Annotated in this window: 18 protein-coding genes and 1 pseudogene; 3 read left to right on the top strand and 16 right to left on the bottom strand. The window is 44.6% G+C overall.

Annotated elements, in window-relative coordinates; translation table 11 throughout:
* The first annotated feature begins 535 nt into the window (after positions 1-535).
* A complete protein-coding gene (locus tag AC3AQ9_RS12115; protein WP_488307745.1) occupies positions 536-1,837 on the top strand; it encodes an MFS transporter in 1,302 nt (433 codons plus the stop codon).
* 23 nt (positions 1,838-1,860) lie between these two features.
* Here the strand turns inward: AC3AQ9_RS12115 and AC3AQ9_RS12110 are convergent, their stop codons facing one another.
* From AC3AQ9_RS12110 to AC3AQ9_RS12095, 4 genes are all read right to left on the bottom strand, one after another.
* The gene (locus AC3AQ9_RS12110) at positions 1,861-2,046 is read right to left on the bottom strand and encodes a hypothetical protein (RefSeq protein WP_488307744.1); all 186 of its coding nucleotides are present in this window, start codon (positions 2,044-2,046) and stop codon (positions 1,861-1,863) included.
* A 22-nt stretch (positions 2,047-2,068) separates the two neighbouring features.
* Positions 2,069-3,208, bottom strand: coding sequence for a GNAT family N-acetyltransferase (locus tag AC3AQ9_RS12105; RefSeq protein WP_488307743.1), 1,140 nt, complete (start codon positions 3,206-3,208; stop codon positions 2,069-2,071).
* An 11-nt stretch (positions 3,209-3,219) separates the two neighbouring features.
* Positions 3,220-3,960 carry a class I SAM-dependent methyltransferase gene (locus tag AC3AQ9_RS12100; RefSeq protein WP_488307742.1) on the bottom strand — a complete coding sequence of 247 codons (741 nt, stop codon included), beginning with the start codon at positions 3,958-3,960 and terminating at the stop codon, positions 3,220-3,222.
* Between the two features lie 95 nt (positions 3,961-4,055).
* A complete protein-coding gene (locus tag AC3AQ9_RS12095; protein ID WP_488307741.1) occupies positions 4,056-4,613 on the bottom strand; it encodes a cysteine hydrolase family protein in 558 nt (185 codons plus the stop codon).
* Positions 4,614-4,751: 138 nt separating this feature from the next.
* On the opposite strand from AC3AQ9_RS12095, the gene AC3AQ9_RS12090 reads away from it, so the two are divergent.
* Positions 4,752-5,624, top strand: a complete 873-nt coding sequence (locus AC3AQ9_RS12090; protein ID WP_488307740.1) for an alpha/beta fold hydrolase — start codon at positions 4,752-4,754, stop codon at positions 5,622-5,624.
* A gap of 54 nt (positions 5,625-5,678) precedes the next feature.
* On the opposite strand, the pseudogene AC3AQ9_RS12085 reads toward AC3AQ9_RS12090, so the two are convergent.
* The 11 genes and pseudogenes from AC3AQ9_RS12085 to AC3AQ9_RS12035 all read right to left on the bottom strand — a co-directional run bounded on the left by AC3AQ9_RS12085 (position 5,679) and on the right by AC3AQ9_RS12035 (position 14,021).
* Positions 5,679-6,157: pseudogene (locus AC3AQ9_RS12085) on the bottom strand (glutathione peroxidase).
* Positions 6,158-6,187: 30 nt separating this feature from the next.
* Positions 6,188-6,625, bottom strand: coding sequence for a MarR family winged helix-turn-helix transcriptional regulator (locus AC3AQ9_RS12080; RefSeq protein ID WP_488307739.1), 438 nt, complete (start codon positions 6,623-6,625; stop codon positions 6,188-6,190).
* A 22-nt stretch (positions 6,626-6,647) separates the two neighbouring features.
* Entirely contained in the window at positions 6,648-7,067 is a 420-nt protein-coding gene (locus AC3AQ9_RS12075) for an organic hydroperoxide resistance protein (protein WP_488307738.1), read from the bottom strand.
* 128 nt (positions 7,068-7,195) lie between these two features.
* Positions 7,196-7,387 (bottom strand): DUF3934 domain-containing protein, encoded by a 192-nt coding sequence (locus AC3AQ9_RS12070; protein WP_488307737.1) that lies wholly within the window; start codon positions 7,385-7,387, stop codon positions 7,196-7,198.
* Between the two features lie 113 nt (positions 7,388-7,500).
* The gene (locus AC3AQ9_RS12065) at positions 7,501-9,786 is read right to left on the bottom strand and encodes a bifunctional diguanylate cyclase/phosphodiesterase (RefSeq protein WP_488307736.1); all 2,286 of its coding nucleotides are present in this window, start codon (positions 9,784-9,786) and stop codon (positions 7,501-7,503) included.
* A gap of 173 nt (positions 9,787-9,959) precedes the next feature.
* Positions 9,960-10,499, bottom strand: coding sequence for a GNAT family N-acetyltransferase (locus AC3AQ9_RS12060; protein WP_488307735.1), 540 nt, complete (start codon positions 10,497-10,499; stop codon positions 9,960-9,962).
* Between the two features lie 5 nt (positions 10,500-10,504).
* Positions 10,505-11,023: a DinB family protein gene (locus tag AC3AQ9_RS12055; protein ID WP_488307734.1), complete on the bottom strand. Its 519-nt coding sequence runs from the start codon at positions 11,021-11,023 to the stop codon at positions 10,505-10,507.
* Complete coding sequence (locus AC3AQ9_RS12050) at positions 11,020-11,502, bottom strand: GNAT family N-acetyltransferase (protein ID WP_488307733.1); 483 nt, start codon at positions 11,500-11,502, stop codon at positions 11,020-11,022. Before AC3AQ9_RS12050 ends, AC3AQ9_RS12055 begins: the two co-directional genes overlap by 4 nt.
* Before the next feature lie 230 nt (positions 11,503-11,732).
* Positions 11,733-13,385: a b(o/a)3-type cytochrome-c oxidase subunit 1 gene (locus AC3AQ9_RS12045; protein ID WP_488307732.1), complete on the bottom strand. Its 1,653-nt coding sequence runs from the start codon at positions 13,383-13,385 to the stop codon at positions 11,733-11,735.
* 1 nt (position 13,386) lies between these two features.
* Positions 13,387-13,854: a cytochrome c oxidase subunit II gene (locus AC3AQ9_RS12040; protein ID WP_488307731.1), complete on the bottom strand. Its 468-nt coding sequence runs from the start codon at positions 13,852-13,854 to the stop codon at positions 13,387-13,389.
* Positions 13,855-13,898: 44 nt separating this feature from the next.
* Positions 13,899-14,021 carry a cytochrome C oxidase subunit II gene (locus AC3AQ9_RS12035; RefSeq protein ID WP_488307730.1) on the bottom strand — a complete coding sequence of 41 codons (123 nt, stop codon included), beginning with the start codon at positions 14,019-14,021 and terminating at the stop codon, positions 13,899-13,901.
* Positions 14,022-14,209: 188 nt separating this feature from the next.
* On the opposite strand from AC3AQ9_RS12035, the gene AC3AQ9_RS12030 reads away from it, so the two are divergent.
* Positions 14,210-15,558, top strand: a protein-coding gene (locus tag AC3AQ9_RS12030) for an IS3 family transposase (RefSeq protein WP_488307729.1) whose coding sequence is annotated in 2 segments (ribosomal slippage) — positions 14,210-14,654 and positions 14,654-15,558 — 1,350 coding nt in all. Because the reading frame shifts where the segments join, the coding sequence is not laid out codon by codon here.
* Positions 15,559-15,749: 191 nt separating this feature from the next.
* On the opposite strand, the gene AC3AQ9_RS12025 is transcribed toward AC3AQ9_RS12030, so the two are convergent.
* Entirely contained in the window at positions 15,750-16,451 is a 702-nt protein-coding gene (locus AC3AQ9_RS12025) for a Crp/Fnr family transcriptional regulator (protein WP_488307728.1), read from the bottom strand.
* Positions 16,452-16,537 lie beyond the last annotated feature (86 nt).

Below are 16,537 nucleotides of genomic sequence, written 5' to 3'. Positions count from 1 at the left end.
CCGGATCTCCTTTTTTCACCTTAAAACATTGTTCTTATCACAAGGCGGCATCAAGGATGACGTAAGGTTGGACATTGTAGTCATTTGGACAAGTTCCAGTCAATCTCAGAGAGGTCCTGAGCAAATTTATAATAGCGCTGATTGTATCCAGCACATTGTACTTCAAGGCTTCTTTTCTCTGCGAAGCCGCAGCACAAGAGGTTCCTCTATTCGCTGTCGACTTATTGGAATGATGCTGTGCCTGCACTTTTAATTGCCATAAACTGCTTGCCTGTTTAATCATACACCTTTTTTAACGCATTTACACCGCACAATCCTAAAATATCCATCTCTTAAAACTGTTTTGAACGAAAGAAATAAGTGCTATTTGAAAATATTAAATTTCTGAATCATTTTACTTTAATTTAGTTAAAATCAAATGTTTTTAATGCAACTCGATTATGATATGATAATAAATTGTGATTTTGATATATTTTTACTTCTCAAATTCAATAAACTAATCTTATTTAAGGATTAAGAAAAATGGAGATGCACTATGAAACAACAGACAGGCTATTCTTTTCACTACGGTTGGGTAATCATCGCGCTTGCCGCGCTATCCCAGTTTTTTTCAGGTCCCGGACAAACATATTCCAACGCGATTTTTATCGATTATTATATAAGCGAATTCGGCTGGAGCCGTTCAACGGTTTCCGCTGTTTACTCCTCCGCAACATTGGCTGCGGGGTTTTTGCTGTTTTTTATCGGCCGGCTGATTGACAGAAACGGTTCGAGAAAAATGGCGGTCATCGTATCTCTTGCACTTGCTGTTGCTTGTTTTTTCAATAGTTTTGTCACGAGTCTCGTCATGCTGTTTATCGGCTTCTTTTTCATCCGGCTGCTCGGCCAAGGGTCGATGGGCCTTATTTCAAGCTCGCTCATCCCTCAGTGGTTTGTTAAAAAAAGAGGACGGGCCATCAGCATTGCAGCAATTGGCGGGTTGGTCAGTTCAGCGGCTTTTCCGTTATTGAATGTTTGGCTCATTGATGCTTTCGGCTGGCGCGCTTCATGGATTATTCTTGGAGTGATCATTGTCGTCTGCTTCACGCCTCTTGCTTTCTTCCTCATCCAAAATTCCCCGGAAGACATGGGTTTGCTGCCGGATAACGGCAGTTCGGCAAAAGGCGGAAAAAATAGTACACCGATTGCGGAAATCAGTTGGACCGTAAAAGAAGCTTCAAAAACAAAAGCATTCTGGCTGCTTCTTGTCTGTGCCGTGATTCCCGGAATCGTCAATTCCGGCCTGACATTCCATTTAGTCTCGATTTTCTCCGAAAAATCCCTGTCGCTTGGAGCGGCAGCAAGTGTGCTGAGTCTAACCGCGCTCATCGGCCTTCCGGTGACGTTTTTGACTGGCATCCTTCTCGAAAAGATCAAAGTACAATACATGCTCGCAGTGGTATTTGTCGGAGAAATTGCGTCACTCTTGCTGCTGCAAAACACTTCTGCCCTTTCCGCTGCGATTGTCTTTGGCATCATTTGGGGAGTCAGCATGGGAATCGAGCGGATTGTCATGGCAGTTGTATGGCCCAATTATTTCGGCCGCAAGCATATCGGCAGCATCAGCGGCATTTCAATCGCAATGATCGTTACCGGTTCTGCACTGGGACCGATGCCGCTCGCTATTGCGTTCGATCAGTTCGGCGGTTATACCGGAGTGCTTTGGGGCATCATGCTCTTTCCCGTGCTTGGAATGCTGGCCGCTTTAGCGGCCAGCCCACCAGTAAAACAAGCCGGCCAAGAACAGCCGGAAAAATTGGATATCCCTGAACAAGCTGCACCTTTACTTTTGAAGTAAAGGTGTTTTTTTACCTCAACTCCTCAATTCCTCAGGAACGGCTGATTGAAGCCATAATGGGCAAACGCGGAATCAAGTACGGAATAGCAGTCTTCTGCAATTTCCAAAGTTTCTTTCAGCACTTCTTTAAGCTTTGCCACTGAATAGAGCGGATGCTCAGTACCAAGTTGACGAAGCAGGAGCCCGATTTGTTCCGGCCCAATCGGCAACCGTTTTAAAATTCTTCAAATATCAATTTCCTTTCCTTTCACACAAAAACCGTTCGACACCCGGATATTTTTCACCAAGGCTTGCAACGGCAAAACCGGTTTTGCGATAGAATTCTACCGCCTCCTGATCTGTCTCGGCAACTATGACATCGGGTGAATGTTTGTCGAAGACCTCTTGGATCATGCGGCTGCCGATTCGTTTTCCTCTTGCATGCGGCATAACCGCTATGTGCTTGATTTCAATCTGTTTTCTTTCTTTGAATTCAATGCCCAAACATCCGGTAAGTTGCCCATCCAATTTAATACTATACAATTTTCGGTTAGCTGCCTTTATATACTCACCGTACTCTGGCTCTACTTTTTCTAGGGAAGTCGCATAGCCCAATAATTCTTTTATTTCCCGGGAAATAAAAGGAGAAACCAATTCTTTTAAAACCAGCTCTTTTTGAGATAGTTTGCTAAGCCACTCCAGCAAATCCATGGCCATTTCGTCGGTAAACTGATGATTTACATCTTCATATAAGTTAAGCTGCACATTTTGGATTCCACTTTTATTCGAAAGGTATTGATAATAATGCATTTGTGCTTCCAAAGGAATGGTCTGATCGGCTTTTCCGTGAAGGAGCAGGACCGGTGCAGTAGGGGCCTCCTGTAGGAGCGGATCATATTTTCCCCATAACTGCTCTTCTGCAGGCGATAGCGCTGGCCGAAAATCTCTGTTCCGAAAAATCTTCTCTGTCAGCAAAAAAGCGCCCGAGGCGTTAATGCTCGCTAATCCGCCCAACTGCCGATGCTGTGCCATAATGCCCGCAGCGATAAAGCCGCCCATCGAACTGCCGCAGACAATCGCCTGAGATGCAGGAATTCCAGCCCCTTTCCTGAATTCATCAAACTCTTCGATGCTTTCGAAGATGGTTTTCCAAAAATATTGTTGCACAAGCTCTTGCCGGAAAGGGTTCTCCAAAGGATTTCGCGTGTCGTGGTAAACCAGCTCCGGGACAATCGCTACATATCCTTCATCAGTTAAGGTTTTTGCAAAATCTAAGTAACTTTCAGCGGTAGTCCCCCAGCCGTGATAGAAAAACACAGCTAAGCCGGTTTCTTTTTTCACTAAAGGTTCCGCTATATAATAGGCAAAGCGCCCTTTTTTAATTTTCTTCATAAGTTGTCTCCTTAATAGTCTGCAATCAGCAGGAAGCGCTTGGAGTTGGTTCGAATCCCTTTTTCGGTCCGGTTATTTTCAATGAATAAATTGAAAACTGCCAGATCGTTTTCCTTTTCTCCAAAGCCGGGAATGATTGGCGTATGGGTTAAAAGAAAAATCAAGTCTTCCGGCGTTTGAAAGTATTCAGCCGCATTGTAATCAAAAGCCTCGACTTTAGAGAATCCGGCTGCCTCCAGCTCTTTTATGTAGCGCTCTTTCATCGTTCCATCCGCTTCACCAAAACATTGCCCGCGCCCGAATGCCTGCTTTAAGTTCAGCTTATCGCCTTCGCTGACTTGCTGAGTCAAAAAAAGGCCTCCTTTTTTTAAAACTTTAGCGATTTGGTTGGAATCAAACGAACAATGCCTGCTTGATACCATGTCAAAAAAGCCTTCCGGAAACTGGAGATTCTGCGCTGGCTGTTGGAAAAAGCGGACATTTGAAGCAAATGACTTTTCCTGATTGGAATGTGCTGTCCGAATCATTTCCTGTGAATTGTCGATACCGATAATCAAAGAAAAAGAAGATGCGATATCCAAAACTTTTTCTCCTCCTCCAGTGCCAATATCGAGAAGAATATCTGCAGCTGCGGCTCGTTTTACAACTTCTTCGTAGAAATCCCAGCCGACACCTTCTGAAATGCACTGGATGCTGCTAAAATCCCAACCGTTTGTTTTGCCGACTTTGTCATAGAATTCTTGTTCCGTCATATATTGAAACTCCTTTTCCTAATTTTTCTTCGTCATCTGGATTTATAAAGGCGTCGGGTCTTTCCGAAGCGTATAACCCGCTGGTTTGTCTTGATTCATCTCAACTTCTCTATTAATTGCTCAGTCGTCAGTACTGTCGCAAATTCCCCGTGCAGAGTAGCCAGCGATACCGCATGAACCGTTTCGGCATCATAGCGGACACCGTTTTGGTCTTCCATTGCGAAAGCGGCAGTGGCGTCGGAAACCAGGTAGGTGTCAAACCCTAAGTTGCCGCTCATTCTTGTCGTTGTGGAGACGCAATGCGGTGTTGTTAAACCGGCAATTATCACTGTGGTGATTCCGTTCACTTTCAAATGCTGTTCCAAATCCGTGCCAATGAATGCACTGTTCACGTTCTTAGTAATGACGGGTTCCCCATCGAATGGCAGCATCGGTGTTTTTATGGCAAAACTCTCTTTTGATGGATGGAAAAGGGATTCGGGATCTTCCGATTGGTGTTGGATATGAACCGTGGATCCTCCTTTTTCTCTCCACAGCGTTAAAATTCTCCCGATGTTTTTTTCCGCTTCCGGATTGTTTCGCTGTCCCCATTTTGGGTCGTCAAAAGCTTTTTGCACATCCACTAATATTAGCGAAGTTTTTTCATTTTCCATCTATTCTCCTCCTGAAAACCTTAATGCTTACCTTTTCTTCTTTTCAATGCCAAAATCCTTTTATTTCCGGAGCAGGATTGCTGGAACAAAACACGAACTTAGATAGGAGATACGGCTTTATCGACGGAGGACTGGACAATGGAGAACTTAAAGTTACTGATTAACGGCCAAAAAGTGGAATGCCGGCAATACGGCAGCGAAAGCAATCCGGTTTTGGTCTATTTTCATGGACTGGCAGGCACTGGGCTGTACAGTTTCGGTGAGCTGATTCCGCTATTGGAAGAACAGTTCCACCTGATCGTTCTCTATAGTCCCGGGCATGGAAAAACAGCACCGTTTGGCAATGAAGAAGATTATTTGTTTTCGAATTTGGCTGTTTGGTTTGATAGCATGCTGCAGCAGCTTTCAGAAAAGCCGTTTTTTGTAATGGGGCATTCCTGGGGAGCGGACACCGCTTTACATTTTGCAAGGCGTTATCCGGAGAAAGTGCTGGGGGTTATTTTGCTTGATGGCGGCTTTACGTTTCCACAGAACCAGCCTGAAATGACGTTCGATTACACGCTTTCCGGCTGGAACTATTATATGGATAATTCTGCTTTTCCGCATTGGGAAGATGTGATCAAGGAATACAAAGATTACACCAGCAAGTGGAACGCGGTTAAAGAAAACAGTCTCAAAACGGTTTTCCGGCAAAATGAAATCGGGGAATTTGAGTTGCGGACTTCCAAATTCACGGTGCTATCGATCATCAAGGCATTTTTCCGGGAGCCGTTTACGGAAGCATATCCTTTTATCCGCATGCCATTGCTGCTGGTGTATGGCGACTCGCCTAAGGAGTTGAATGCAGCAAGGGCTTTGGGAATTTCCCAATTAACGGCCCATGTGAAAGATTTGACTGTGCGGAAAATCGGCGGTGCCGGCCATATGGTGCAATGGGATGAACCGGCTGAAGTTGCAGCAGTGGTTTCCAAGTGGCTTTCTCAGAAAGCCATTTCCGCTGGCAAAGCATAAAATGACAAAACGCCCTAAAGCAATTGCTGCTCTGGGGCGTTCTCTTGTCGCGCTTTATTTTGCCAGCATCTTTTGAATTTCCTGTTCAAATGACTCCGGTTTGTCTTTTGGCGAATATCTTCCAATGACACGCCCTTGTGGATCCACCAGGAATTTCGTGAAATTCCATTTGATGCTGCTGCCGAGAAACCCTTTGCTGTGTTCTGTTAAGTATTTGAACAGCGGATGAGCTTCTTTGCCGTTGACTTTAATGATTTCGTGCATCGGAAAAGTCACGCCATAGCTCATTCGGCATGCTTGTTCCGCTTCTTTCGCGTTTGCCAGTTCCTGTGTGCAAACTGGTTGGATGGAAAGCCAAGAACGACAAACCCTTGGTCTTTATAAGCCGTATACAGCTTCTCGAGACTTTCAAATTGATCACTGAGGCCGCATTTGGTCGCTGTGTTGACAATCAGCATCGTTTTTCCTTTGTAGTCGCTCAACGGATAAGTTTTCCCGCTTGAATCGGTTACGGTTAAATCGTATATGCCCATTTGAACCCTTCCCTTTCTTGGCTCGGCCGGCTACAAGTCCATTTCGCCGAAAAACGCATTCAATTCCTTCAAGTTTTTCATCAACGTAATAGCGTTGACGTTCAGGAAGTTGCAGCTCGTGAGTTTCTCCACAACAGCTTGTTCAATCGGCTGCTGCTCGCTTTTTGCTTTTTCTGTCAGTGATACAATAAAAGCCCGTTTGTCTTCAGGCGATTGTTCCTTCACAAGCCGCCCCCGTTCCATCATCCGGTTGATGATTGGATTCAGCGTCCCTGTTCCAAGGCCAAGCCTGTCTCCGATATCTTTCATCAGCAAATGGTCTTCATCCCATAAAACAAGCAGCACAAGATACTGGGTGAATGTCAGGTTGAATGGTTCGAGCACCCGTGCATACATTTTTGTGAAATTGCTCGATGCTTTATAGACTTCAAAGCATAATTGCTGTTCAAGTTTTGAAGGCTTGCCCATTTTGATCACACCTATCATCTTTTTAAATAACGACAATCTCCACATCGACAGAATCTTTTATCGCTTTGGAATATGGGCAGTATTGATGGGCTTTTTCCACGTATTTGTGTTTTAGTTCCTCATCAATGCCGGTAATGTCCACTTCGAGCTTGGCTGCTAATTTCACGCCGCCGTTTTGTTTATCTCCGATAAGGGAAATTGTCGCTTTAACTTCGCTTTTTTCCACTTTTACTTTATCCTGCTCCAGTACCATTTCCAGGGCACTGTTGAAGCATGCGCTATAACCTGCTGCAAATAACTGCTCAGGGTTGGTGGCCGTTGTCGCTGCTCCTCCAAGTGCCTGCGGTTTTGCTACATCCATGTGGAAAATATTATCCTCAGAATAGACTTCCCCTTGTCTGCCGCCTGTGTTGATGATGGCCGTTTCGTAAAGTGGTTTCATCCTTCATTCCTCCAATGTGATTATATCGTACACGATATATAATATTCCAAACCCCAAAAGATGTAAAATGATTTGTTTTTTTATTCTGGCCATAAAAAAAGCCGCCCATAGGGGCAGCTCTTAATCCATCAATCCATATCAACCCAGCCTGATCCTTCTTCTTTAGGCTGGCCGTCGGTTTTTGGCTCGTTTGCTTTTTTATTTTTGCTGGTATAAGGCTTTGCGCTCTTGGCTTTTTTGGCGCCTGCCTGCCAGCGGGTCCAACCCTTTTTGCCGGTTCCTCTTCCGATGCCGCTTTTTGCTTTGTCTTTTTTAGTCATGTTATCACTCCGTTACTATCTGTGAATTCCTTATATCATAACAGGTTCTGGCCATTTCTACACCTTTATGGCATAAGAACAATAGATGAGGGAACGAAAAGCGATTTGCACAATTAATTTAAAGTTTTTTCCCATGCATCTTGCATATTCCGCAAGTCCTTCAACGGAACCGGTTTGCTGAAATAAAAGCCTTGCAGATAAGTGCCATTTTTAGCTGACACAAAATCTCGCTGTTCGGCTGTTTCAATTCCTTCTGTGACCAATTGAATGTTCAAATCATAAAAAGTGCTGTAAATTCCTTTTAATAATGCCGTATCTTTTTTGCTTGCCGGCACTTGGCGCAAGAAACTGCGGTCGATTTTCACAATATCGACATCCAATTCCAGCAAATGATATAACGATGAAGTGCCGACCCCGAAATCATCCAAGGCTACTTGGATATTCCGTATTTTCAATTCGTGGATGAAAGAAACGATTTCATCATGCTCAGCTACTGTATCACTTTCCGTAATCTCAATCTGCAAAAGTGATGCTGGAAATTTATATTCTTCTAACACTTCATCTATTAAACCGATCAATTCATCTTTAAATCGCAATTGAGCTTTTGAAACATTCACTGCCAAGGCAAGCGATTGCTTGTTATCCATATTCCACTGCTGAATGTCTTTTACGGCATTCCGGATAACCCATTCCCCGATCTCCCTCATCATACCCGTTTCTTCCGCTAATGGAATAAACCGCAACGGTGGAATCATTCCTTCTGTAGGATGATTCCAACGGATCAATGCTTCAACGGTTTGAATATGAAGGCCTTTGTTGTCCATAATCGGTTGATACTCCAAAAAGAACTCGCCTTGAGTTACCGCATCCACCAAATCGTTTTTTAAATTCTGTAAATACTTATAAAGGTGCTTATCCGTCAGGTCTTCATAAAACACATAATGATTCTTGCCATTCTTTTTTGCGGCATACATTGCGATATCCGCGAATTGCAATAAATCATCAAGGGTTGTCGCATTTGCCGGATACAGGCTGACACCGATGCTCGTCGAAATACTGGCCGTCACTTTATCGAGTGTAAAGACTTTTCGGATGGAACTCATTGTTTCTTCGATTTCCGCAATCAGCTCGTTCCGTTCTGTAGCTTGAGTCAAAAGGATGAACTCATCCCCGCCAATTCGGAACAAACGGCTTCCTGTCTTCAGGGATTTCCCACTAAGCCGCATGCCGATTTGCTTCAACAATTCATCTCCGTTGCCATGGCCATACAAATCATTAATGCGCTTAAAGCCATCCAAATCAAAGAATAAGACGGCAAAAGCAGCATCTTTCTGTTCAATCCTGCTCAAGAAATCTTTATACAGGCTGAAACGGTTCGGCAAAGCCGTCAACTGATCAAAGAAAGCCAGTTTTGATACATCCGCATGAGCTTTCTCCAAGCTGCTCAGCATCTCTCGAATTGAATTTTCCAAATCGGTAATTTCATCATGAACGTCCCTGGTGCTATGTACTTCTAAAGATTGCTCCTTATCAAAATCTACATCTTTCAGTTGGCTAGAGAGATTTGAAATGCGCGACAAGACAAAAAGGTCTAGCAGATAATACACAAGGAAAACGAGCAGTAAGCAGGCAAGCGATAAGGCCCAAAATAAATCATTTGTACTCCGCGACTTTTGCTGGAAATATCTCCGGTCTTTTTGCACTTCTAAATTCAAGTCGTCGCCAATGGCCACCATTCCGCTTATTGTAGTCTCATTCAGCTCTTGAATACTTAAATCTTTTGCATCTTCTGTAATCTCAACATTGACACTTAAATCTTCTCTCATTTCTTCAAAAAAGGAGCCAGTTAAGAGATTTCCCGTAAGCAAATATCCTGCAGCAGGACCTTCTTCTTCACTTGTCAGAATTGCACTGCCCGCTATCAGAACATGCCCCAACTTAGCATTATCCATTATGGCCGTCCCGCCCTGTTGTTCTGTGTGGCGCTTTATCTCCGAAACTACAGGAAAAAAACTATTCAGATCCAGCTGTTTTCCGGTTTCTAAATCGTATCCTTTTGAATAAATGACTTGATTTTCATTATCGATAAACAATATAAAGTTAATGGCGTTGTTCTTAAACGTTTCCGACATTAAATTCGAATAGATATATTCCGGATTTTGGTCTTGTATAAATTTATAAGTATCGTCCCAAACCGCCCAATCCCGATTCAGCCGTTTCAAATCCATTGCTTCTCCTGAGATATAGCTCTTCACACGTTCCCGGTCAATGTTAAGAGACTCCTCATCCATCAATTTGGCATCTTCCAATATGACCGGACGAATGAAAAGGAAAAGCAAGGTAATAAACGCTGCCATAGTGAGTCCGATCATTCCTGCAGTTTTCATCTTTAATTTCATATTTTTCTCCCAAAGGTTCTTAATGTATTTTGCTTTATCGAATGTTATTAAAGAGGAATTCATTTTATCACATTGATTTCGTGTACAAATTCACTTCATAATTTAATATCGGCATTTGGGGAGTTTTGTTAATAGTTGCAGGCAATTAACAGGTTTTGCATACCAGAGCCATATCATTTCCATTCCTGTTCCAGCACACTATAGATCATTGAATCCCGCCAGCCGTTTTTCATGAGCATATTTTCCCGCAGCGTTCCCTCCCAGGTCATGCCTGCTTTTTCCAGCACCTTCTGTGAACCCATATTATTTGAATTGCACGTAGCGAAAATGCGGTGAAGGCCCAAATCGCCAAAACCGTAAGTGATTAGCAGCCTTGCCACTTCGGTTGCAATCCCCCGCCCCCAAAAATCCGGATGGAGGATATAACCGATTTCTCCCACTCGATTGGCTGAATCCTTAAGATAGAGTTCCCCTGCCCCAATCAGTTCGCCGCTTTCTTTCCAAATCACCGCAAAAGCAAATTGGGTTCTTTCAGCTTTGGCCGCTCCTTCAATTATTTGCTGGACATAGGTCCGGCTTTCTTTTTCTGTATTCGGCCCCCAAGGCTGGTAACGGCTCACTATTTCTTGCCCGGCATAAAGGTGTACGGCTGGCCAGTCATTTTCTTCAAACTCCCGAAAGAAAAACCGGCCAGTTGCCAGTATGCTGTCCATGCTGCTCATCCTCCCCTTAATTTCCGCTTGATGATCCGGATTTGCCCCCGGTGGTTGATCTCATCTTCCATTACATGAAACCATAAATAGTAATTATTATAAGGCACGCCATTCGGCCAATGGCGCTCCTGATAAAGCCAGCTGTCGTCTTTGGAACGGAGCTTGTCCAACGTCGATTTTCTGACCTGCTCCAACCCTTTCAAGTAATAATCCAAAGAATGGCCTTGAATTGCTGCTCGGGCTTTGTTCCCCAGTTCTATCGCCGCTCCCCACTGTTCCCATTCCTTTTCCGTAAAGTCCCGTCTTTCAAATGAAATCAGCTGATGGACTTTCTCGATGGCGCCGATATGGGCAAGCAGCGCCCCAATGGAATTGCTGCCAACATCGTCTATATAGTCCAAATCGCTTTGCTTAAGCCCTGCCAGGTCATTCAATGTTGCAGCCCGCGTATGTTCAAGCAAAAACGCCAGTTCCCCTATTTTTTCAGTAAATCCTTCCAGCGGCTTCACCGTGTACTCCATCACTTCACTCCCTCTCGCATCTTTTTAAAATAGCCAAGTGTCGCTTTGCTGTTCAATTTATGGCTGACACCTGTCTGGACATATCCGGCTTTTTCATATAAATAACAATTGCCTTCCTCTTCAAGCAAGGTCGCAAGTTCCCATGTAACGGCTTCCGGAAATAAGCCCTCAGCCAATTTCATCGCTTCCTGCGCTATTCCCCGGCCCTGATAATTTGGATGGACGAAAAGAGGGCTGACCCAAAATCGATTTCCTTCTTTCCAATGGATGCGGATTGCCCCGCATAAGCTGCCATCCGCAATAATCTTGAAAAACATACTATCGAGGCGAGTGATGCGGGAAATTACTTTCTCTACAGTTTCATTGGCCGGACTGGTATCGTAATCCTGATACTTTTCCAACAGCGGTCGGAAAGCCGCCACTTGCAGTTTGAAAATGGATGTCGCATCCCTTACTTCCGCTTTTTCCAGCGTTATTTTCATAAGACTCCCTCGCTTTTCTTAACCATATTAATAAGTTGTAGAATACCATATTTTTGAAGATTCTGTTATTTATTTTTAACAATCAAAAAACTGCTTGTTCCGAATTCTTCCGGAACAGGCAGTTTTTTTTGCTTTTAATATTCTTCTGTGCTGGTTTCAACGAGCATTGCGGTGAATACGATAAAGATGATCATTAATGATAACAAGGTTACAAACATTTCCCTCATCTCCTACCAAGTTTTAAATCCTTCTGAGCCAGGCGGTGCATGTTGAATCATACTGCTGAGCGGAATAGCATAAGCGATGAAGATTAAAGCAAATGCGATGCCGATCCAGATCTTCCAGTTTTCCAAGAACTTCGGCGCGTTTTCCCTGTCACTTTCAGCCAGCGGAAACTCGACTATGTCTTCCGGCTTTACAGCTTTCGGTGAAAGGAACATCGTCATGACAACGATATACATCAGAATCATCGCGGACAAGAACAAGATGCTGCCCCCGATCGCCATGGTGACATGGCTTGTCAAAATGCCGTCGAACCATTCCAATGCGGCAGGATGATTGTTGTAAGCTGAATAAGCTGTCCGGCGCGGTGCACCAAGAAGGCCGAGTACGTGCTGGGCCGTTGACATTAGCAGCATTCCGATTGACCAAGTGATGATTTGGACAAAACCGAGTGTCTGCATTGATTTGGTGAATTTACGCCCGGTCAAATAAGGGATCAGCCAAAATGTCATTCCCATGAATGTCATTGCCACCGGCGTGCCGACTGTAATGTGGAAGTGCCCGACAATCCATAGCGTGTTGTGGACGACTTCATTCAATTGGAAACTTGCGTTGATAATACCGCCGGCGCCGCCGGGAATGAAGAACGCCATCGCGATGAAAATTGATGTAAAGCGGACGTCTTTCCAAGGCAGCATTTTGAACCAGCCAAACAGACCTTTTGCGCCTTTTTTGCGTCCAGATGTTTCAAACGTTGCAAACATTGAAAACGCAGTCACGAGTGACGGAATAATAACCATGAATGTCAGCACAACCTGCAGGAACTTCCAAAAGTTCGAAATGCCGGGTTCAGTCAGTTGGTGGTGGAAACCGACCGGAATCGAGAACAGAATGAACAAGACAAATGACAAACGTGCCAGTGAATCACTGAATACTTTCACACCGAGCAGTTTCGGCACGATCAAATACCAGGCCATATAAGCCGGCAGCAGCCAAAAGTACACAAGCGGGTGGCCAAAATACCAGAAGAGGGAACGGCTCAACTCAACGTTGATCGTATCAGTCCAGCCAAATGCCCAAGGAATGTATTGGAACAGAACCGTTGCCACTACCCCAAGACAAGCAATAAGCCATAAAATGATGGTCGCGATGGTCATGAAAGCAAACAATGGACTTAATTCACCTTTGTGCTTTTTGCGCCATACCAGGTAATGTCCGATTAAGGCAAAGCTGCTGATCCATGTGCCGACCACATAAAGAGCCAGTCCGACATAATACCAGCCGCTCGCTTTCAGCGGTGCATAAAATGTATAAAGTACGGAAGCTTCTCCGAGTACAATCATGACTGTTGCTATCACCGTACCTAGTAAAGTGACCCAGAAACCGATCCAGGAAAACAGTCGGACTTTCGGACCGAATGTTCCAAGGGTTTTGCTCATGCCCGTAATGAAGAATCCAAAAATGAAAAATGCTGTATAAATAAGGGCCAGCAGCACACCATGTGCCGTTAAAATCTGATAATAATCGAGCCAGGCAGGCAACTGCAAAGCGTCATTCCGGATAAAAACCTGAAGCAAACCGCATAATGTACCTATTAGAAATGCCATGTATGCGACACCGATATTCCATATTGCGATTTTCCGATCTTGTGCAGCAATCATGTCAATACACCTCTATTTCGTTGAACATCATATGGTGGCCTGTACCGCAGTATTCATTGCAGAGAATCAAATACTTACCGGGTTTCTCGAATGTGTAGGACTTTGTCGTAACCTGTCCAGGAACGGCCATTAAATTGACTTTTGTGTTATCAATGGTAAAACTGTGGACGACATCTGTGCTGGTCACTTTAAAAATGACTTCTTTTCCGGCTGGCACTCTCAGTTCTGGTGCATCATAACCGAATGCCATGGAAATAACTGCCACTTGATACGTGTCATCATCAAGCTGTGTCACTCCGGGCTTGTCAAAAGGAGCCGTTTCCTTTACTTTTTTAGGGTCGATGGTTTCCATCCCGCCTGCCGGTGTGTGGTCATGGGAAAATGCGCTGACTCCCACCACACTCAAAAATACAATGAGGGCGGCTATCCCGAAAGACAGCCAGATTTTTTCATATTTGTGAAGATGCATTTTGATCTACTCCTTTTCTTTTCCACCTAGATAAACCGTCGGGCTCATCTTGCTACATACATTAAATAAACTATGACCCACATGGCGATAATGACGATGCCGACGAAAAACACACTGACCAATGTCCCTCTTAAATCGACTTCATGTTCCTGGATTTTTTTGCTCATTTTCCCTCACCTCTTGTTGTCCTTCTCTTGTGTTCAGAGTAATCCTTTGGGCAATCAAGCATTGTGACATTTCTCACACCCGAGCTGTTTTTTTACGGCAACTGTCAAATTTTAGACAAAAAAAGAAGCCGCACCTGAACTGCACCGAAATTGTTAGACACAACTAACAATGGAGGTGCAGTTTTTCTATGGCAAAATTTACGGTTGAAACCAAAATACAGGCTGCTCGAGCCTATTTAGCCGGCCCAGATTCTCAAAATGAAATTGCCAGACGCTATGGCGTTAACCGGAAAGTGCTCCAACAATGGATTGAACGTTATCGGCATCACGGCGAAGAAGGGTTTCGGAAACGGTATACAAACTACACGACCGAGTTTAAACTGGACGTATTGAACTTTATGAACGATACTGGGGCGTCCCCTTTTGAAGCAGCTGCCGTTTTTAATATTCCTACCGGAACCACGGTGGTGAAATGGAAGGAAGCGGTTGAGCAAGGCGGGAGCGACGCCCTCATTCCAAAGAAAAAGGGGCGTCCACCCATGAAAGAAAAACCGAAAAAGCCAGTGCCAGGCAAGGATTCGCAAGAATCACTCCAAGAAGAAGTCGAACGGCTGCGCATGGAGAATGCCTACCTAAAAAAGTTGAATGCCTTAGTGAAGGAAAAGGAAGCGTCACAACGCAACTCAAAGCGCAAGTGATCTATGCGCTAAGGCATGAGTTTAAGGTCGTCGACCTGATCCAAGTGGCCGCCATCCCGCGAAGCACCTATTACTACTGGGTCAAGCACCAGGAGCGTCCCGACAAATATCAAGCGGCGAAAGAAGCGATTGCGGAAATCTACCACGAACACAAAGGGCGCTACGGACACCGGCAGATCCGGAAGGCATTGGTGAAGCGACTGATCTTTCTCGATCCGAAGACCGTGTTGAAGCTGATGGGGCAGCTTGGCATCAAGTGCCAGGTCCGGATGAAGAAGTACCGTTCGTACCGCGGGAATGCCGGAAAAATCGCCCCGAATCTCCTGGAACGGGATTTCTCTGCCGAGAAACCGAATCAGAAGTGGGTGACGGATGTGACCGAATTCCACCTTTTCGGGGAAAAGTTGTACCTGTCTCCGGTGCTCGACCTGTTCAACAGCGAAATCATCGCCTATACCGTCCAACGCCGGCCAAGCTATGAGCTGGTTTCCGAGATGCTAGACCAGGCGTTTGAACGATTACTTCCTGGGGACGAGCCGGTCCTCCACTCCGATCAAGGCTGGCACTACCAAATGGCCAAGTACCAGAAAACATTAGCCAACCGGCGCATCACCCAAAGCATGTCCCGCAAGGGCAACTGCCTGGACAATGCGGTCATTGAAAACTTCTTCGGCATCTTGAAGACCGAACTGCTTTACCTCCAGACGTTCGAAAGCGTCGATCACTTTCTGGCTGAACTGGATGACTACATCGTGTACTACAACGAAAAACGCATGAAGACCAAATTAAAAGACATGAGCCCGGTGGAATACCGGACACATGCCTTTGGGGTAGCTTAAATTTCCTGTCTAACTTTTTTGGGTCAGTTCAACCGGATTTTATTCCGATTAGCTTCTTTTTATGCCTTATTTTTTGCTTATGCTCAACTTCAGAGAGTTTATGCCCGACTTTTGCTAATTTATGCCCAACTCTGAAGGGTTTATGCCCAACTCGGAGCGGATTATGCCCAACTGACTGTTTCCTTCATTTCTCAATCAATTCTGCAAAAAGAAATCGGGCAGTTTTCGCAATTGATTTCATCTTTTAAATGGCGGAGATCACGGACCAGCAATTTCCCTTCCACCGTCGAAACTTTCCCTTGTTTTTTCAAGTCGCTCAACATGCGGTTTACCACTTCGCGTGTCATCCCGCAAAAATTGGCCAGCTCCTGATTGGTCAGCGCCATATCGATCAAGATGCCGCCTTCTTTTTCCACTCCGTAACTATTGCATAAACGGATCAATGTGGAATACAGCGCCCCTTTTTTGCCATGAAGCATCAGGTCACGGAATTTTGTCTGCGTCTTTTGCTGATCGATTCCCATCCATTTCATAAACGCCACAGCCAGCCTGGAGTTTTCAAGCAAGGCGTCTTCCAGATCTTCTATGGCAATTTTTATGCATACAACGTCTTCAATTGCTTTGGCATCCAGCATATAAAGCGGGTGATCTGAAAAGATAGTGACTTCTCCCACCAATTGGCTCGGTCCACAAATCCGCAAAGTCAGCTCTCTTCCGTCAGGCGTGATTTTTCCAATCTGCACTTTGCCTGAGCGAATGATGTAAATGCCTTTGACGGCATCCCCTTCACGGAATAAATAGCTGCCTTTTTTATACTCTTTAATCATATGGCGTATAGACAGCAGCTCTTTTAACTCATCGGATATATTTGAACTCGCCGTTTTTCCATTCATACAATCACCTCGCTGCTATTTAAATTTTCACATCTTTCTATTTGAATAAAGAGTAACATAATCTATATTTATTAGCTTTACAATTT

This window comes from Planococcus sp. VCh962, from assembly GCF_057748275.1.
The sequence above is the reverse complement of the archived record's forward strand: the minus strand, read 5'-3'. Positions and strand labels throughout refer to the sequence as shown.